Genomic DNA, 16,984 nt, shown 5'->3' on the forward strand with positions numbered 1-16,984 from the left:
CGGACAACCGTGCGGGCCGTCGGTGCGTCGGCGTATGTTCGCTCCCTATACAAAGTTCAGCCCCTCGCCGACGCGCGGTGGCCGCTGGTTCCCGCCACCGCGGAATTCGAGCGCGGAAATGCTTGCGTAAACTTTGATTGTCGACTTTACTAACAAACATGCTGGTGGACGAAGGACGGCGCTCGGCGCTCGGTGAGATCGCACCCCATCCGGGCGATCGGGGCATGGTTCCCGGGCGGGCTCTGCGCCCCAGCGCGAAGGTGCTCCCCGAGCACGCTCGCAACCACAACCGCTCACTCGTGCTCCAGACGCTGTACCGCGCCGGGCAGGTGAGCCGAGCCGATCTGGCGCGCGAGACGGGCCTCACCCGCGTCACGATCTCCGACCTCGTCGCGGGTCTCATCGCCGAGGGCCTCGTGGTCGAACTCGGCCAGCGCGACGACTCACGGCCGGGCAAGCCCGCCGTGCTGCTCGACATGAACCGCGCCACCACGCAGATCATCGGCATCGACCTCAGCGAGCACTCGGTCTTCCGCGGCGCCGTGCTCGACATCGACGGCGAGATCCTCGCGAGCGCCGAGGTCGCGCTCGCCGGCAGCCGCGGGAGCGACGCGACGGCCAAGGTGCTCGACCTGGTCGACCGACTGGTGGATGCGACCAGCGCGCACATCCTCGGCATCGGCATCGGGTCGCCGGGCATCGTCGAGCCGAGCGGCACCGTCGTGGCGGCGCCCAACCTGGGCTGGACAGACGTCCCCCTGCAGCGCATCGTGGCCGAGCACACGGCCCTCCCGGTCTTCGTCGCCAATGACGCGAACGTCGCCGTTCTCGCCGAACACGGGTTCGGGGGAGCGCACGGGGACATGATGCTCGTCAAGGTCGGGCACGGCGTCGGCTCCGGCCTGCTGGTCGCGGGAGCCCTCGTGTTCGGCAGCCGTTTCGCCGCGGGCGAGATCGGTCAGGTGATCGTCGGCACCGACGACGGACCGGAAGCCCCGTACGACCGTGAGAAGTGCCTGGAGGCCTGGCTCGCCGTGCCCCGGCTCGAGTCCCGCGTCGCCGCGGCGGCCATCGCCGGTGAACCCGTCGCGCCGGTGCTGAGGGAGGCCGGGCAACGGCTGGGTGTCGCCCTCGCACCGATCGTCGGCGCCCTCAACCTCTCCGAAGTCGTCGTCAGCGGGCCGGAGGAACTCGTCGACGGACCGCTCCTCGAGGCGGTCGGGGAGACGCTCCGCAACCGCACCATGGCAGGTTTCCATTCGGATGCGACGATCCGGATGACCAGTCAGGGGCGCGACATCGTGCTCCGCGGCTGTGTCGTCATGGTGCTCTCCGCGCAGCTCGGGGTCTCCTGATGACTCTGGTGCTGGAGCGCGAGGACACCGACACCGCTGTCGTGGAGTCCTTCGCGATCGCACCGCGCGCCAAGGAGTCCCTTCCCCTGTTCCGCGGGCGGTGCACCGTCGTCCGGCTGGCGAGCATCGACAACGACGTGCTCGGCGTCCCGCGCTGGTCAACGTTCGCCGAGATCTGGGGCGAGCCCGGCTCCGCCAGGACGCTGCGCTGGGTGGACAATCCGGTGGTGACCGTCGGGCCGCACGACGACCCCGATCTGGTACTCGCAACCCGCACGCCCGTCGTGGTGGTCGGGATCGACAACGAGCGCACTGCGTATGCGAGAGTCGTGATCGACGCGATCCGCGCATCCTGCAACTCGGTGCTCGTCGTGGACATGGGCCACCGTCTCACGGGGCACAGCTACGCGGACGTCGCGACGTTCGGCTTCGACCGCGATCGCGGCGCCGCTCTCATCCGGCTGCTCACGGCCCGCTGAGGCCGGTCGGTCACCGGTCGGTCACCCGAGCACGCCCGGAGCCTCCGGAACGCCTCAGAGGGCCCAGGAGACCCCGAGGGTCGACTGCAGCGCGTGCTGGGCAGCGCCGCGGAACGGCTGCTCCAGGGCGACCTTGGCATAGCGGAAGCTGAGCGGCATCGCCGCGCGCACGGTGTGACGCGCGGCCTCCGCCCGCAGGTGCCCGATGAACTCGTCACCGAGCTCGGGGGCGGTGCCGCCGAGCACGACGTTCGGCACGTCGAGGGCGGCACCGACGAGCAGCAGCGCGCGCGCCAGCACGCGGGCGCCGAAGGCGATCCGCTCACGCGACTCCTGGGTCGAGGCGAGCGCGACGACATCCACTGACTCCAGGTCGGTGCCGTGGGGGAGTCCGACGAGCGAGGTCACCGAGACCACCTCTTCGAGGCAGCCGCGGTTGCCGCAGGCGCAGAGCGGCGCATCCGGCCCGAAGAGCACGGGGACGTGGCCGATCTCACCGGCCCGGTGGGCGGCGCCGGCGAGCAGCGAGCCGTCGACGATGAACGCGGCGCCGACGCCGGTGCTGAGCGAGACGAACATCTGATTCGCGCCGAACTGATCGGAGGTCGCGTAGTCGGCCAACGCTTCTGCGTCCGCGTCGTTCACGAGGTGCACGGGGGCGTCGACGATGTCGCGCAGGGCGTCGGACAGGTTGACGTCGCTCCAGCCGAGCTGCACGCTCTCGCGGATCAGCGGACCGTCGGCGATGCCGGGGACCTGGACGCCGACGGCGACGACGCGAGCGGTGGTCGCGGCCACCAGGCGGCGTACGACCAGCTGCACGTCCTCGATCGCTCCCGGCGTGACCGGCTTCTGCGACAGGGAAGTGACCTCGGATCCGAGCAGATTCACCACGGCGCCGCGCACCAGGCCGGGCTGCACGATGACCGAGAGCAGCACGTGTCGAGAGGGGTCGATCTGGAGCGTGGTCGCGCGCTTGCCTCCCGTGCTCTCCGCACGCTGACCCTCGAGCACCAGGCCGTCGGCCAACAGGCCGCTGAGCAGGGACGACACGGTCGCGGACGTGAGGCCGGTGCGGCGGGCGATGCTCGCGCGCGTGGCGGTTCCGCTGCCGGACAGCACGAGCTGCAGTGCGCTCGTGAGATTGCGCTCACGAACGGCGGCCTGTGTTGCCTTGCTGTGATCGTCTGCCACTTGCCGCTCCTCGACGCGCGTGCTCCCCGCAGTCGACCCTAGCGAACGGCCGCTGCGCACGACGGAAGCGACGGGTGGCGATTCCGGCTGGACGGGCGCAAGATGGCGGGATGGGGAACGCACTGATCCTGGTGGACGCGCAGCGCGACATGCTGGAGGGCGAGACCGCCGTCGAGCAGGCGGAGACGTTCCGCGCGGCGCTGTTCGAGCTGCTGGAGCGTGCCCGCGCGGCCGGCGTGCCCATCGTGCACGTGCAGAACGATGGAGCGGTCGGCGAGCCCGACCAGCCCTGGACTCCCGGCTGGGAGCTCAGCTTCCGGGCGCTCCCCGGCGAGCCGGTGGTCCGCAAGGCGGTCAGCAACACGTTCGAGGCGAACCCGGCGCTGGCAGATGTGCTGCGGGCGATGGGCGTCGACGCGGTCGTGGTCGCCGGGCTGCAGAGCGAACTGTGCATCCAGGCGACGAGCAGGGGGGCTCTCGCACACGGGTTCGACGTGACGGTGCCAAGCGACGGCCACACCACCTACGACGACGGCGAACCGGCCGCGGCGATCGCGGAGCGGGTGACGCGTGAACTCGAGGCCGACGGCGTTCGCATCCTCGACCTGGAGCACGTCGTCTTCGCCCGCTGAGGGGCGCCGATCCAAAGGATAAGGCCCGGATTCCCAAGGGAATCCGGGCCTTTCTTGTTGCGGGGGCAGGATTTGAACCTACGACCTCTGGGTTATGAGCCCAGCGAGCTACCGAGCTGCTCCACCCCGCGGCACAAGAATTGACTCTAGCACGAAGGTCGGCCAACAGAAAAATCGGCGCCGCATCCCAGGGCCAGGACACGCCCGGTGCGCGCGCGAACCCCTCGCACACGGGGTTTCAATACAAAGACATGATCGCGTTCCGCCGATAGAGTCGGACCGAGAGGGGGAATGCCGATGGTCAGTGGGATGCAGAAGTACCGGGTCTGCGTGATCGAGGACGATCCCGATGTCGCCCTCTACATGAAGACGGTGCTCGAGAAGCGGGCCGACGCCGTCGTGCTCGCGATCACCGCCCCGGCCATCGCCCTGCAGAGCATCGCCGAATTCGAGCCGGATGTCGTGATCACCGACATCGAGATGCCCGGCATCTCCGGGCTCGACCTCCTCAAGTCGCTGCGCGCCAGCCATCCGGGGATGCCCGTCGTCGTCATGACCGCGCACGTCTCGGTCGACTACGCCGTCTCGGCTCTGCGCGCCCAGGCTGACGAGTTCCTCACCAAGCCGATCGCCTCGGCCGATCTCGTCTCCATCGTCAACCGCCTCGCGGAGCAGGGCCGCACCAGGAAGGCCGCGCAGGCGCCGCAGGTCGTGCTCGCGATCGGCGCGCATCCGGATGACGTGGAGATCGGCGTCGGAGGCATCCTGTCGGCGCACCGCGACGCCGGCAACGACGTCGTCATCCTGACTCTTTCGCGCGGGGCGCGCGGCGGCGACGCGAACGACCGCCAGCACGAGTCGCTCGCTGCCGCGGAACTCCTCGGCGCGCGGCTCTTCCTCGAAGACCTCGAGGACACGCGGATCTCCGCCGCCGACCCCACGGTGAGCATCATCGAGCGCGTCGTCGCCGAGGTCCGGCCCGACATCGTCTACACGCATTCGGCGCACGACCGTCATCAGGACCACCGGGCCGTGCACTCGGCGACGCTGGTGGCGACGCGGTCGGTGCGGACCGTCTGCTGCTACCAGAGCCCGTCGGCCACGATCGACTACCGGCCCACCCGGTTCGTGCCGATCGACGGCTTCACCGAATCGAAGCTCGCGCTCATCGACTGCTTCCGCTCGCAGACCGAGCTGCGCGCCTACCTCGAGCCCGATTTCGTGCTGGCGACCGCGCGCTACTGGTCGCGGTTCGGCGGCGGGACGAACTGCGAGCCGCTCGAAGTCATCAAGGACACAGCAGACATCTCCGTGCCGGCCTCGTCGATGACGGCGGGCACCCGATTCAAAGGGAACAATCAGTGACACGAGTGCTCGTGACCGGAGCTGGCGGACCCGCCGGCGTCGCGGTCATCCGATCCTTGCTCGCCCGCGACGATGTCGAGGTGCTCGCCGCCGACATGGACGGCTGGGCCAGCGGGCTCTACCTCGTCGAGGCGGAGAACCGGCGGATCGTGCCGGCCGGCCGGTCGGAGACGTTCGTCGACGAGCTGATCGCGATGTGCTCCTCCGACAGCATCGACGTGCTGTTCTCGACCGTCGACGTCGAGCTGCCAGGACTGGCGGCTCGCCGGGACGAACTGCAGGCCGTCGGCACCGCGCTCGCGGCGCCGAGCCTCGAGACCCTCACCGTGTGCCTCGACAAGTTCCAGCTCGCGGAGCGCTGCACACCGTCCGTCCGCGTGCCGGAGACGCATTTGCTCGATGGTGAGGGCGTCGGCGCCGACTGGACCTTCCCGGTCATCATCAAGCCGCGCAGCGGCGCAGGGTCGCGCGGCGTCAAGCTCATCGCCGACCGCGTGGAGCTCGAGGCGCTCGGCACCGACCACCGCATCCTGATCCAGGAGAACCTGCCGGGCGAGGAATTCTCGGTCGACGTGATCGCGGGGCTCGACGGGCACGTGATCGCCGCTGTCCCGCGCTCGCGCGAGCGCGTCGACTCCGGCGTCTCGATCGCCGGGCGCACGGTCCGCCGGGCCGAGCTCTCCGAGACGGCCGCCGCCGTCGCACGGGCGATCGGACTCACCGGCGTCGCCAACGTGCAGCTGCGATACAGCAGCACGGGGGAGCCGGCGCTGCTCGAGGTCAATCCGCGTTTCCCCGGCGCCATGCCGCTGACGATCGCCGCAGGCGTCGACATGCCGTCGCTGCTCCTCGACCTCGTGCTCGGGCGTCCGGTGCCCGATGAGGTGGAGTTCGCCGAGATCGCCAACGTGCGCTACCTCGAAGACGTGTTCCTCGACCCCGCCGACGTGCTCGTGTCCGAGAACGCCGCGCACAGCGAGGGGCCCGGCGAAGAATGACGGTGACGCGGAGCGGACTGCTGCGCGGAGACTTCCACGTGCACTCCACGTTCTCCGACGACGCCGTCAGTACCCTGGCCGAGAATCTGGCCGCCGCAGCTGCCGTCGGCCTCGAGCGCATCCGGCTCATCGACCATGTGCGGATGTCGACCACCTGGGTTCCCGAGTTCGTCGCCGCCGTCGCCGCGGAGGCGGTTCCGGCGGGCCTGACCGTGTTCACCGGGGTCGAGGCGAAACTGCTCGATTCCTCCGGCGCCGTCGACACCCCGGCCGACCTGCTGGTCGGCGCGGCAGGTGGCGTGGACGCGGTCGTGATCGGCGACCACCAGTTCCCCGGCACAGACGGCCCGTGGTCGCCGTCGGCGACCCGCGAGCGGCTTGCGAACGGTCTCGCGGCCGACGATGCGCTGGATCTGCTGGTCACGGCCAGCATCCGGGCGATGGAGCGCACGCCGAACGCGCAGCTCGCCCACTGGTTCTCGATCCTGCCCAAGGTGGGCCTCGCCGAAGAGCAGCTCGGTGCCGAGCGCCTGACCGCCTGGGCGAAGGCGGCGGCGGCCACGGGCACCATCGTCGAGGTGAACGAGAAGTGGGCGTGCCCGGGGCCGGACGCGGTGTCCGCCCTGATCGCCGCGGATGCGCGTATCGTCGCCTCCACAGACAGTCACGATGCCGCGGATGTCGGTCGCTACGACCGCGTCGCACGCATCCTCGAGAGCGCCGGGGTACCGGCATGACGGCGTGTACGTGCGCGAGCGGAACAGCCAGAAGGACGAACCCATGAGCCCCGCAGAGGTCAACAGCGAACTGCGCGCCGAGCTGCAGCAGGAGATCGACGACAACCGGCGCTCGGAGTACCGCCTGCTTCCGTATGCGAGTATCGCCGTCGTCGTGCTCGCAGCGATCATCGTGGTCAGGGTGGTGTTCTTCTCGTGACGGACTCCGTCAAGCGCGTCGTCGTCGCGGACGATGACGCCGACATCCGCACTCTGATGGTGATCGCGGCGGAGCGCGCCGGAGTCGAGGTCGTCGCGGCGGTCGACAACGGCAGGCTGGCGCTCGACGCCGTGCGCGCCGGCGGTATCGACCTGGCGGTGCTCGACATCTCGATGCCGGGCCTCAACGGCGTGCAGGTCGCCGAGAGCATCCGCGCCGACTCGGAGATGAAGAAGACGTTGATCCTGATGGTCTCGGCGTCGGTGCAGTTGCTCACGGATCACGGCGTGGTGGCGGACCGCTCCGACGGCTTCATGATCAAACCGTTCAGTCCGAAGGCACTCTCCGGGCGCATCCGGGAGATGCTCGGCATCGGAGCGATCGCATGACCATCGATCGCTGGCTGAAGCGGATCTCGATCGAGTCGCCCTCGCCGATGCTCAAGCAGGTCCCGACGATCGCGGGATTCGCGCTCGCGCTGATCATCATGCTGCTGCCGTTCCAGCCGACGGTCGCCGACATCCCCTCGTTCGTCACAGGCATCGTGCTCATCGCGGTCGCCTCGGTGCTCGCGGCGGCGCTCCCGTGGCAGCGAATCGGCACCGAGTGGACCCTGATCGTCCCTGTGCTCTCCCTGGTGGCGGTCGGCTTCTTCCGCCTCGGCACGGGTGGATCGGCCTCGCCGTTCGGAGTGCTGATCCTGCTGCCCTTCGTGTGGATCGCCTCGGAGGAGGGCCGCCTCAACGTGCTGATCGCCGCGCTCGGCGTCTTCCTCGTGCTTCTCGCGCCGCTCCTGCTCAGCGACCAGCCGACCAGCGTTGCCGAGTGGGTGCGCGCGTTCTTCTCGCCGCTCATCTACCTCATCGTCGCCGGCGTGATCAACGAGATCGCGCACCGGGTGAGGCAGCAGCTCGCCGCGGCGCAAGGGGCGGCGGAACAGCGCAAAGCCCTGCTCGACGACGCGGTGCGCGCCTCCGACGAGCTGGCGCTCAACGAGGCCCGGCTGAAGACGGCGAACCGCCTGATCCAGAGCATCTGGAACGCGGTCACCGAGCAGTCGGTGATCGGCACCGACCTCGACGGTCTCATCGACGTGTGGAACCCGGGCGCAGAGAAGATGCTCGGGCTCACCTCGGAGCAGGTGCTCGACGGCACCCATCACATGGTCGACTTCCACCTCATCTCGGAGCTCGAGGAGCGGCTCCGCGACATGGATGCGCGGCTGACCACCGTCTCGAGCGCGGAGGACTTCTCCGCTCTGGTCGATGCGGTCCGCTCCGGGTACGCCGACGTGCGCGACTGGACCTACGTGCGTCCCGACGGCAAGCACGTGCCCGTGCAGGTCGCCGCCACGCCCCGCCTCGACGAGAACGGGCACCGCGTCGGCTTCATCTTCGTCGCGACGGACATGACCAAGGCCCGCGAGTTCGCGCGCCTGAAGGACGAGTTCGTGGGCCTCATCTCGCACGAGCTCCGCACACCGCTGAGTTCGATCCTGGGCTACCTGGAACTGATGCGCGACGACGAGGACGACCCGCTGTCGGCCGAGCAGCTGCAGTATCTGGGGGTCGCCGAACGCAACGCGCACCGTCTCCTGAAGCTCGTCGGCGACCTGCTCTTCACCGCGCAGGTCGAGTCCGGCCGCTTCCCGCTTGCCATCAAGCAGGTCGAGCTCGACACGGTCATCGCCGCTTCGGTCGACACGTCACGGCCGATCGCGGCCAATGCCGGCGTGAGCCTGGTGGCGGAGGTGCCGGAGAGACCGACGGTGATCCCCGGTGATCCGGTGCGCATCGGGCAATCGATCGACAACCTCGTCTCCAACGCGGTGAAGTTCACCCCAGCGGGCGGAACGGTGACCGTCTCGCTGCGCACCGAACCCGAGGAAGCGGTGATCACGGTCACCGACACCGGCATCGGGATCCCCGCGGTCGAGCTCGGTCAGCTCTCCACCCGGTTCTTCCGCGCGTCCACCGCGACCCGCAACGCGGTGCCCGGTGTCGGGCTCGGACTAACGATCACCAAGGCGATCGTGACCGCGCACGGCGGCCGGCTCGACATCGCGAGCGAAGAGGGCGTCGGGACCTCCATCAGCCTGCACCTGCCCCTGCAAGCGGCGGCGCTCGAGATGGAGTCCGCGTCGATCGAGATGCGGGACTAGCGCGATGTCGGAAGCCGCCCCCGGCATCCTGGTCGCCGTCGCCCAGTTCGCGCCGACCGACGACCGCGTGCACAACCGCGACCTGATCGCCGCGTTCACGGCGATCGCTGCAGCGCGTGGAGCGCGTCTCGTCGTCTTCCCCGAGTACTCCTCGTTCTTCGTGGATCCGCTCGGCGAGGCGTTCGTGCGCAACGCGGAGCCCCTGGACGGCGAGTTCGTCGGCTCGCTCGTCTCGGCGGCGGGCGAGCACGGCATCCACATCGTCGCGGGGCTGGTCGAGACGACCGACGATCCCAAGCGTTTCTCGAACACGCTCGTCGCCGTCTCACCGGTGGGAGACGTCGTCGCCACCTATCGCAAGCAGCACCTCTACGACGCCTTCGGCGCCTCGGAGTCGGAATGGGTCGTCGCGGGCGCCCTGGACGCCCCGCAGACGTTCGAGGTCGACGGGATCCGCGTCGGGATGCAGACCTGCTACGACATCCGGTTCCCTGAGGTCACCCGCCGCGTCGTCGACGCCGGGGCTGAGCTGGTTCTCGTGCCCGCCGAATGGGTGCGCGGTCCGCTCAAGGAGGAGCACTGGCGCACGCTGCTCACCGCGCGGGCGATCGAGAACACGGTGTACATCGCGGCGGCGGATCACACGCCGCCGATCGGTGTCGGCGGGAGCCTGATCGTCGATCCGATGGGCGTGGCCCTTGCCGGACTCGGCGAGACGACGGGCGTTGCCGTCGCCGAGGTGTCCGCCGCGCGTCTCCGCGACGTGCGCGAAGCGAATCCGAGCCTGGCGCTGCGCCGCTACGAGGTGCGGCCGAGGACGGCCAGCTGAGCGGCAGCCCGCTCGAGCACCTCGACGCGCTTGCAGTAGGCGAAGCGCACGAGGGATGCCGTGCTCGCCGCGTAGGCGCCGGTGCAGAACGCCGACAGCGGCACGGCGACGACGCCGGCGAGCAGCGGGAGTTCGCGGCAGAACGTGACGGCGTCGTCGTACCCGAGCGGTGCGGCGTCGGCGACCACGAAGTACGTGCCGTCGGACGCGAAGACGTCGAAGCCGGCTGAGGCGAGCCCGGAGGAGAGCAGGTCCTTCTTGCGGCCCAGCTCGGCGGCGATGCCGGCGAAGTACTCGTCGCCGAGGCGGAGACCGGTCGCGATCGCCGGCTGGAAGGGTGCTCCGTTGACGTAGGTGAGGAACTGCTTCACCGTGAGGATCGCGGTGATCAGGTCGGTGGGCGCCGTGACCCAGCCGATCTTCCATCCGGTCGTGTTGAACGTCTTGCCTCCGGAGGAGATCGTGATCGTGCGTTCCCTGGCGTCCTCGAGCGTCGCGATCGGAACGTGGCGCGGACCGAAGGTCAGGTGCTCGTACACCTCATCGGTCACGATGTACGCATCGTGCCGCTCGGCGAGCTCGACCACGGCCTGCAGCACGTCTGTGGAGAGCACGGTGCCGGTCGGGTTGTGCGGGGTGTTCACGAGGATCACGCGGGTGCGGTCGGTGACCGCCGAGCGCAGTTCGTCGAGATCCGGCTGGAAGCCGGGGAGCCGGAGCGGGACGGTGCGGTGCACCCCGCCCGCGAGCGCGATGAGCGCTCCGTACGCGTCGTAGAAGGGCTCGAACGTCACGACCTCGTCACCCGGTTCCAGCAGCGCGAGCAGCGTGGCGGCGAGAGCCTCCGTCGCGCCGGCCGTGATCAGCACCTCCCTGTCCGGATCGACCGCCAGACCGTAGAACCGTTGCTGGTGCTCGGCGACGGCGAGCCGCAGGTCCGGGATGCCGATGCCGGGCGGGTACTGATTCCCGCCTCCGCGGATGGCGGCCACGGCGGCGTCGAGAACGGCGGCTGGCCCGTCTTCGTCGGGGAAGCCCTGACCGAGGTTGATGGCTCCCGTTTGCACCGCGAGCGCGCTCATCTCGGCGAAGATCGTGGGGGCGATCGAGCCGTCATCGCCGAGGAGACCGGCGCCGCGCGCCGCTCGCTGCCACGAACCGTCGACCGTCATGGGAATCCTCTCGTCGCCTCCTCCCAACCTACGGCGTGACGGACCGCGCTGCATTCGATACGTTATGCAGAGTCATTGGCAGGCGGTAGGTGGCCCACAGCACCCGCAAATAGAACGTTCAGGTTCGGGTTCCAAGCTGTCAGTGCTTGGAAGGAGCACCACATCATGACCGACACCCCGATCACTCCGGAGCCCGCGAAGCCCCAGCACGACGCCGACACCGAGTCGGTCGTGGATGCTGAGAACGTGAGCACTCCCGACACCCCCGCGACGAACGCCGAGACCCCGGCCGACACGCAGGCCACCGTGCCGCAGCCGGAGGCTCCGGCAGCGCCGGCCCCCGCAGCCGCAGCCCCCGAGGCTCCCGTCGCTCCTGCTGCGCCGGCCGCGCCGGCAGCGCCCGTTGCGCCCGCCGCACAGGGCACCCAGCCGACCCAGCCCGTTCCGCCGCAGCCCTACGGTGCGCCGACCGGGGCTCAGCCCACCGCGCCCCAGCCGAACTACGGCCAGGGATCGTTCGGCCAGCCTGCCGGTCACGCCTACCCCGGCACCCCGCAGCAGCCGTACGCGCCGAACGCCCACCACCAGCAGTACGCCGCGGCTCCCGGTGTGGTCACCGCCGACAAGCCGGCCAAGAAGCGCAACACCGGCGCCATCATCGCGACCCTCGCCATCGGCGCCCTCATCGGCGGCGTCGCCGGTGCAGGAGCCGGTGTCGGCATCTACGCGGCGTCCGGTGCAGGAAGCTCCATCGTGAAGACGGCGACCGGCCCGCAGAACATCACCGTCAACAACGCGAACGACGCGACCACGGTCACCGCCGTCGCGGCGGCGGCTTCCCCGAGCGTCGTCACCATCTCGGTCTCGGGCAGCAGCTCGGGTGGCACCGGCTCCGGCATCGTCCTGTCCTCGGACGGGTACGTGCTGACCAACACGCACGTGGTCACCCTCGACGGCCAGGCCTCGAACGTGAGCATCACCGTGCAGGACAACGACGGCAAGATCTACACGGCCAAGATCGTCGGCACCGACCCGACCACCGATCTCGCGGTGATCAAGCTCGACAACGCCAAGGGTCTCACCCCGATGAAGTTCGCCGACTCGAGCAAGCTCAACGTGGGTGACACCGCGGTCGCCATCGGCGCCCCGCTCGGTCTCTCCGGAACCGTCACCGACGGCATCGTCAGCGCGCTCAACCGCAGCATCAGCATCGCATCATCGGCCGCCCCGAAGTCGTCCGACGGCTCGACCGACGGTGGCAGCGGAAGCGGCGGCGACAGCAACGGCAACCCGTGGAACTTCGACTTCCCCGGCCAGGGCGGCTCCGGCTCCGGCGGCGACACCCAGACCCAGTCGACGGCCACGATCTCGCTCCCGGTCGTGCAGACCGACGCCGCGATCAACCCGGGCAACTCGGGCGGCGCGCTGCTCAACTCCAAGGGCGAGCTGATCGGCGTGAACGTCGCGATCGCGAGCGCATCCGGCACCTCCAGCTCGTCGCAGTCCGGCAGCATCGGCGTCGGATTCTCGATCCCGTCGAACCTCGCCAAGCGCGTCTCCGACGAGCTGATCAAGGACGGCAAGGCGACCCACGGTCTGCTCGGTGCTTCGGTCGCCGACGCCAGCTCCGACAGCAAGGCCACCACGGTCGGCGCGCTGATCAAGGACGTCACCAGCGGGGGAGCGGCCGCAGGCGCCGGTCTCAAGGCCGGCGACGTCGTGGTCGGCTTCAACGACCTGCCCATCACCAGCGCCACCGACCTGACTGCTCAGGTGCGAGCGCTGGCCGCAGGATCGAAGGCCGACGTGACCTACATCCGCAACGGTCAGACGAAGACCGCCACGGTCACGCTGGGATCGCTCCCCGCGAGCTGATCCATCCGAACCGAAACAGAGGCCGTCCCGCGCACAGCGGGGCGGCCTCTCGGCCGTTCTGCGCACCCTCCCAGGCGCGTGGAGTGGCGGCTGATAAGCTCGATCGTCCCGAACGACGAATGGATCAGATGGCGCACGACGCAGCACAGAACACCCTTCCCGGTGTCTCGTACGTGATGCCCGTCCTGAACGAGGTCACGCACGTGCGCGCCGCCGTCGACAGCCTGCTGCAGCAGGACTACGAAGGCCCGTTCGAAGTCACCCTCGCGCTCGGCCCGAGCATGGACGGGACGACCGAGCTGGTCGAGGAACTGGCGGCGGTCGACCCGCGCATCCGCGTCGTGGAAAACGTGGTCGGCTCCACTCCGGCCGGACTGAACCTCGCGATCCGGGAATCGCGCTACCCCATCGTCATCCGTGTCGACGCCCATTCTGTGCTGCCGGCGGACTACGCGCGCATCGCCGTCGAGACGATCATCTCCACCGGCGCCGACAACGTCGGCGGGCTGATGGACGCGCAGGGCACCACCCCCTTCGAGAAGGCCGTCGCGCGGGCCTACGGCAGCAGGATCGGTCTCGGCGGAACGAAGCTGCACGTCGGAGGCGAGGCGGGCCCGGCAGAGACGGTGTACCTCGGCGTCTTCGTGCGGCAGCGGCTGCTCGACGTCGGGCTCTTCGCGGAGGACATCAAGCGGGGGCAGGACTGGGAGCTGAACCGGAGGCTTCGGGCGTCCGGCGGGACCGTGTGGTTCACGCCCGAGCTGAAGGTGACCTACCGGCCGCGCCCCAACCTGTACCGACTCGCCCGGCAGTTCGTCTCGACCGGGGTCTGGCGAGGCGAACTCGCACGTCGCTTCCCGTCCGCGAACGGCGTCCGGTATTTCGTGCCTCCGGCGATGGTGGTCGCGGTCGTGCTCGGCTTCCTCGTCGGCATCGCCGGCATCGTGCAGGCGGTGGTCGGAGCTCAGCCGTGGCTGCTCCTCGGATTCGCCGTCCCCGTCTTCTACGCGCTCGTCGTGGTGGCCTCCGCCGTGGTGTGGGGCCGACGCGACGGTTTTCGCTCGTTCCTGTGGTTTCTCGTAGTCTTGCCGTGCATTCATTTCTGCTGGGGGATCGGATTCCTGCTCGGGTTCCTGTCGCTCAGCCGCAACATCACCGCCCACACGGGAAGGTAGCAATGTCAGCCCCAGTCCCCGGAGCACACAACGTGCGCCCGACGTCGATCGCCGAGCTGCGTGCCGTCGCCCAGCCGCCGGAGGTGCGCGGCCGCCGCAACGCTGAGCACTGGACGGCGTCGCTCTACCTGCGCAATCTGTCGCCCTACCTGACCTGGTGGCTGCTCAAGACATCGATCAGCGCCAACGGCGTGACCGGACTGATGATCCTGACCGGATGGGCGGCCGCCGCGAGCCTGCTGATCCCCGGCATCGGAGGAGCCGCTCTGGCGCTCGTGCTCGGTCAGCTGCAGATGCTCGTCGATTGCTGCGACGGCGAGGTCGCCCGCTGGCGCGGCACCTCGTCGCCGGCCGGCATCTTCCTCGACAACGTCGGCCACTACTCGACCGAGACGCTGATCGCCATCGCCCTCGGCATCCGGGCAGCCGGATACCCGTTCCAGACGCCGGACGACTACCTGTGGACGAACCTCGGAACCCTGCTCGCCCTCATCATCGTGCTGAACAAGGCGCTCAACGACATGGTGCGCGTCGCGCGCGCGAATGCCGGACTGCCGAAACTGGCCGACACCCAGAGCGAGTACGCCCCGACCCACGGTGCGGTCGCACGGCTTCGACGGGTTGCGCGCTACGTGCCGTTCCATCGGCTCTACCACTCGGTGGAGCTCACCATGCTGATCTTCGCGTTCTCGGTGGTGGGGCTGTTCATCGGCGACCAGCTGGCGAACCGCATCCTGCTCGTCGCTCTGGTGCCGCTGGCGCTTCTCGCGCTCGTCGGTCACTTCGTGACGATCATGGCGTCGAAGCGCGTCCGTGTCTGAGCCCCACGTCGGCGTCATCGTCCTCACGCAGGGGACGCGCCCCGACGACCTCCGGCGCGGGATCGATTCGGTGCTCGCTCAGACCGGGGTCGTCACCGACATCGTCGTCGTCGGCAACGGCTGGGACCCATCGACCTCCGAGCCGCCGCTGCCCGCTGGCGTGCGTTCGCTGCACCTCCCCGAGAATCTCGGGATCCCCGCCGGCCGCAATCGGGGAGTCCCGGTGGTCGACGGCGAGATCCTGCTCTTCCTCGACGACGATGCGAGCATCCCGTCCGCGTCCTTCCTGACCGACGCCATCGGCCTGCTCGACCGCGATCCCAGCCTCGGCATGATCCAGCCGCGGATCGTCGACCCGTCGGGCACGATGTCGCCGCGGCGCTGGATCCCGCGCATCCGCAAGGGCGACCCCGCGCATCCGAGCGCCGTGTTCTCGGTGCTGGAAGCGGTGATCGTGATGCCCCGGCGCGTCTTCGACGCGGCCGGCGGCTGGGCAGCGCCGTTCTTCTACGCGCACGAGGGCATCGACCTGGCGTGGAAGGTCTGGGACGAAGGCCTGCGCGCGTGGTACGCGGGCGACCTGGAGGTCAACCACCCGGCGGTCTCGCCCACCAGGCATGCGGACTACTACCGCCTCAACGCCCGCAACCGGGTATGGCTGGCGCGGCGCAACCTGCCGGCCGTCCTGGTCCCGATCTACGTGGGCTCGTGGACGGGCATCCAGCTGCTGCGCTGGTTCCGCAAGCCGGCCGTGCTGCGCGCCTGGTTCGGCGGCTGGGCCGAAGGGTGGCGGAGCGATCCGGGGGAGCGGCGCCCGATCTCGTGGCGCACGGTGTGGCGGATGACCCTGGCGGGTCGGCCGCCGATCGTCTAGTCGTCCGCTCGCTCGTCGTCGTCATCCGGCGTGGTGGGGGCCGGCGTGCCAGCGGAGTCGGCGCTCGCCGAGCGTTCGATGGCGCGACGGCGGGGCATCACGCCGCGGACGGCGCGTCCGGCGCGGCCGGTCGACTCGGCTGCGACACTGCCGAGACGGCGCGCTCCGCCGACGGCCGCATTGAGAGAGCGTGCCGCGATGCTTCCATCGGGGCGCACCCGCACCGTGACGATGGCCGGTGCGAGAGCCGGGGGGAAACTCGTCGGCGCCGCGCCGAAGGCCAGACGCGAATTCTGCACGACGCGTCGCCCGACGATGTTGTTTCCGGTGCCGCCGATGACGGCGCCGATGCCGAAGGGGATCGCCCGGCCGATCAGGTTGGCGCCACCGCGGACGGCGAACTGACGCACGAAGGCGTTCTTCAGCCGGTCGACGAGAGGTCCGACGAGCATGCTGGGCAGGCTCGTGGTGACGAGTTCGCCCCAGTACGTGGACCGCGTACCCCCGGCGCCCGTGGCCTGCGAGGCGAGCTGACGGACCAGATCGGAGCCCTCCCGGCCGAGCATCATGGTGAGCACGAGTGCCCTGGCACGCTCGGGGTCGTCGACGGCGATGCCGTGCAGCTCGCTGAGCGACTGCGCGTAGAGGGAGGTTGCCTCGAGGAACCCGGCGGTCTCGAGCCCGGACAGCGCGAGAGTCACCCCGGTGCCGATCGCAGGGATGACGGCCGTCACGCCGACAGCAGCGCCGCCCGTCGTCACCGCCGCCAGGTAGCGACGCTCGAGGATGCCGGCCAAGGCGGCGGGATCTGCCTCCGGATGACGGCGCCGGATGCTCCGCAGATGTGCGAGCACAACAGGGCGCTGGATGGCGAGGAAGCGGTCGAGCGTGTTGTTCAGCGCGCGCGGGGTGTCTCCGCCCTTGGCCGGGCCGCCGGTGACCGACACGATCGGCTTCTGCTGTTTCGCCATCCATCCGAGTCTAGGTCGTGCGTCGGCGAACGACGGTCGTATGCGGAGGACACCCAGAAAATACAAGCCATGTCTGTCTCCGGTGTCCGAGGTCGAGGAACGGGAGGCTCACCGACTCTGGCATTCACCGCACGTGCGCCCGTAGTT

At 69.6% G+C, this 16,984-nt stretch carries 17 protein-coding genes and 1 tRNA gene; 14 read left to right on the forward strand and 4 right to left on the reverse strand.

Annotated features, from left to right (window positions below; translation table 11 throughout):
• Positions 1 to 158: 158 nt before the first annotated feature.
• Positions 159 to 1,355 (forward strand): ROK family transcriptional regulator, encoded by a 1,197-nt coding sequence (locus tag PKE84_RS15625; protein WP_373877154.1) that lies wholly within the window; start codon positions 159 to 161, stop codon positions 1,353 to 1,355.
• Positions 1,355 to 1,834 (forward strand): hypothetical protein, encoded by a 480-nt coding sequence (locus tag PKE84_RS15630; RefSeq protein WP_271178192.1) that lies wholly within the window; start codon positions 1,355 to 1,357, stop codon positions 1,832 to 1,834. The genes PKE84_RS15625 and PKE84_RS15630 overlap by 1 nt, the downstream gene beginning before the upstream one ends.
• Before the next feature lie 54 nt (positions 1,835 to 1,888).
• Here the strand turns inward: PKE84_RS15630 and PKE84_RS15635 are convergent, their stop codons facing one another.
• The gene (locus PKE84_RS15635) at positions 1,889 to 3,028 is read right to left on the reverse strand and encodes an ROK family transcriptional regulator (protein WP_271178193.1); all 1,140 of its coding nucleotides are present in this window, start codon (positions 3,026 to 3,028) and stop codon (positions 1,889 to 1,891) included.
• Between the two features lie 110 nt (positions 3,029 to 3,138).
• Here PKE84_RS15635 and PKE84_RS15640 point away from each other — a divergent pair, with 110 nt between their 5' ends.
• Positions 3,139 to 3,660 carry an isochorismatase family protein gene (locus PKE84_RS15640; protein ID WP_271178194.1) on the forward strand — a complete coding sequence of 174 codons (522 nt, stop codon included), beginning with the start codon at positions 3,139 to 3,141 and terminating at the stop codon, positions 3,658 to 3,660.
• 57 nt (positions 3,661 to 3,717) lie between these two features.
• Here PKE84_RS15640 and PKE84_RS15645 read toward each other — a convergent pair.
• Positions 3,718 to 3,791, reverse strand: a tRNA-Met gene (locus PKE84_RS15645).
• Between the two features lie 166 nt (positions 3,792 to 3,957).
• On the opposite strand from PKE84_RS15645, the gene PKE84_RS15650 reads away from it, so the two are divergent.
• From PKE84_RS15650 to PKE84_RS15680, 7 genes are read left to right on the forward strand one after another with little or no spacing between them, the layout of a single operon-like run.
• On the forward strand, positions 3,958 to 5,025 hold the full coding sequence (locus PKE84_RS15650) for a response regulator (protein WP_271178914.1): 1,068 nt from the start codon (positions 3,958 to 3,960) through the stop codon (positions 5,023 to 5,025).
• On the forward strand, positions 5,022 to 6,023 hold the full coding sequence (locus PKE84_RS15655) for an ATP-grasp domain-containing protein (protein WP_271178195.1): 1,002 nt from the start codon (positions 5,022 to 5,024) through the stop codon (positions 6,021 to 6,023). Before PKE84_RS15650 ends, PKE84_RS15655 begins: the two co-directional genes overlap by 4 nt.
• Positions 6,020 to 6,760, forward strand: coding sequence for a PHP domain-containing protein (locus tag PKE84_RS15660; protein ID WP_271178196.1), 741 nt, complete (start codon positions 6,020 to 6,022; stop codon positions 6,758 to 6,760). The genes PKE84_RS15655 and PKE84_RS15660 overlap by 4 nt, the downstream gene beginning before the upstream one ends.
• A gap of 43 nt (positions 6,761 to 6,803) precedes the next feature.
• Positions 6,804 to 6,959: a hypothetical protein gene (locus PKE84_RS15665; RefSeq protein WP_271178197.1), complete on the forward strand. Its 156-nt coding sequence runs from the start codon at positions 6,804 to 6,806 to the stop codon at positions 6,957 to 6,959.
• A complete protein-coding gene (locus PKE84_RS15670) occupies positions 6,956 to 7,348 on the forward strand; it encodes a response regulator (protein WP_271178198.1) in 393 nt (130 codons plus the stop codon). Before PKE84_RS15665 ends, PKE84_RS15670 begins: the two co-directional genes overlap by 4 nt.
• The gene (locus PKE84_RS15675; RefSeq protein WP_271178199.1) at positions 7,345 to 9,120 is read left to right on the forward strand and encodes a sensor histidine kinase; all 1,776 of its coding nucleotides are present in this window, start codon (positions 7,345 to 7,347) and stop codon (positions 9,118 to 9,120) included. Before PKE84_RS15670 ends, PKE84_RS15675 begins: the two co-directional genes overlap by 4 nt.
• A gap of 4 nt (positions 9,121 to 9,124) precedes the next feature.
• The gene (locus PKE84_RS15680) at positions 9,125 to 9,949 is read left to right on the forward strand and encodes a carbon-nitrogen hydrolase family protein (RefSeq protein WP_271178200.1); all 825 of its coding nucleotides are present in this window, start codon (positions 9,125 to 9,127) and stop codon (positions 9,947 to 9,949) included.
• Here PKE84_RS15680 and PKE84_RS15685 read toward each other — a convergent pair.
• Positions 9,919 to 11,121 (reverse strand): aminotransferase class I/II-fold pyridoxal phosphate-dependent enzyme, encoded by a 1,203-nt coding sequence (locus PKE84_RS15685; protein ID WP_271178201.1) that lies wholly within the window; start codon positions 11,119 to 11,121, stop codon positions 9,919 to 9,921. The two genes, PKE84_RS15680 and PKE84_RS15685, sit on opposite strands and share 31 nt — an antisense overlap.
• A 165-nt stretch (positions 11,122 to 11,286) precedes the next feature.
• On the opposite strand from PKE84_RS15685, the gene PKE84_RS15690 reads away from it, so the two are divergent.
• From PKE84_RS15690 to PKE84_RS15705, 4 genes are all read left to right on the forward strand, one after another.
• Positions 11,287 to 12,996, forward strand: coding sequence for a S1C family serine protease (locus tag PKE84_RS15690; RefSeq protein ID WP_271178202.1), 1,710 nt, complete (start codon positions 11,287 to 11,289; stop codon positions 12,994 to 12,996).
• A gap of 119 nt (positions 12,997 to 13,115) precedes the next feature.
• A complete protein-coding gene (locus tag PKE84_RS15695) occupies positions 13,116 to 14,171 on the forward strand; it encodes a glycosyltransferase family 2 protein (protein ID WP_271178203.1) in 1,056 nt (351 codons plus the stop codon).
• Positions 14,172 to 14,173: 2 nt separating this feature from the next.
• A complete protein-coding gene (locus PKE84_RS15700; RefSeq protein ID WP_271178204.1) occupies positions 14,174 to 14,992 on the forward strand; it encodes a CDP-alcohol phosphatidyltransferase family protein in 819 nt (272 codons plus the stop codon).
• Positions 14,985 to 15,866, forward strand: coding sequence for a glycosyltransferase family 2 protein (locus PKE84_RS15705; RefSeq protein WP_271178205.1), 882 nt, complete (start codon positions 14,985 to 14,987; stop codon positions 15,864 to 15,866). The genes PKE84_RS15700 and PKE84_RS15705 overlap by 8 nt, the downstream gene beginning before the upstream one ends.
• Here the strand turns inward: PKE84_RS15705 and PKE84_RS15710 are convergent.
• Positions 15,863 to 16,837 (reverse strand): hypothetical protein, encoded by a 975-nt coding sequence (locus PKE84_RS15710; RefSeq protein ID WP_271178206.1) that lies wholly within the window; start codon positions 16,835 to 16,837, stop codon positions 15,863 to 15,865. The two genes, PKE84_RS15705 and PKE84_RS15710, sit on opposite strands and share 4 nt — an antisense overlap.
• Positions 16,838 to 16,984 lie beyond the last annotated feature (147 nt).

The organism is Leifsonia poae (assembly GCF_027921845.1).
Lineage (GTDB): Bacteria > Actinomycetota > Actinomycetes > Actinomycetales > Microbacteriaceae > Leifsonia > Leifsonia poae.

What these genes read in the sequence shown, in the direction of transcription:
- PKE84_RS15625 (WP_373877154.1), top strand. Translation starts at nt 159, where the DNA reads ATGCTGGTGGACGAAGGACGGCGCTCGGCGCTCGGTGAGATCGCACCC.
- PKE84_RS15630 (WP_271178192.1), top strand. Translation starts at nt 1,355, where the DNA reads ATGACTCTGGTGCTGGAGCGCGAGGACACCGACACCGCTGTCGTGGAG.
- PKE84_RS15640 (WP_271178194.1), top strand. Translation starts at nt 3,139, where the DNA reads ATGGGGAACGCACTGATCCTGGTGGACGCGCAGCGCGACATGCTGGAG.
- PKE84_RS15650 (WP_271178914.1), top strand. Translation starts at nt 3,958, where the DNA reads ATGGTCAGTGGGATGCAGAAGTACCGGGTCTGCGTGATCGAGGACGAT.
- PKE84_RS15660 (WP_271178196.1), top strand. Translation starts at nt 6,020, where the DNA reads ATGACGGTGACGCGGAGCGGACTGCTGCGCGGAGACTTCCACGTGCAC.
- PKE84_RS15665 (WP_271178197.1), top strand. Translation starts at nt 6,804, where the DNA reads ATGAGCCCCGCAGAGGTCAACAGCGAACTGCGCGCCGAGCTGCAGCAG.
- PKE84_RS15675 (WP_271178199.1), top strand. Translation starts at nt 7,345, where the DNA reads ATGACCATCGATCGCTGGCTGAAGCGGATCTCGATCGAGTCGCCCTCG.
- PKE84_RS15680 (WP_271178200.1), top strand. Translation starts at nt 9,125, where the DNA reads ATGTCGGAAGCCGCCCCCGGCATCCTGGTCGCCGTCGCCCAGTTCGCG.
- PKE84_RS15685 (WP_271178201.1), bottom strand. Translation starts at nt 11,121, where the DNA reads ATGACGGTCGACGGTTCGTGGCAGCGAGCGGCGCGCGGCGCCGGTCTC.
- PKE84_RS15690 (WP_271178202.1), top strand. Translation starts at nt 11,287, where the DNA reads ATGACCGACACCCCGATCACTCCGGAGCCCGCGAAGCCCCAGCACGAC.
- PKE84_RS15695 (WP_271178203.1), top strand. Translation starts at nt 13,116, where the DNA reads ATGGATCAGATGGCGCACGACGCAGCACAGAACACCCTTCCCGGTGTC.
- PKE84_RS15700 (WP_271178204.1), top strand. Translation starts at nt 14,174, where the DNA reads ATGTCAGCCCCAGTCCCCGGAGCACACAACGTGCGCCCGACGTCGATC.
- PKE84_RS15710 (WP_271178206.1), bottom strand. Translation starts at nt 16,837, where the DNA reads ATGGCGAAACAGCAGAAGCCGATCGTGTCGGTCACCGGCGGCCCGGCC.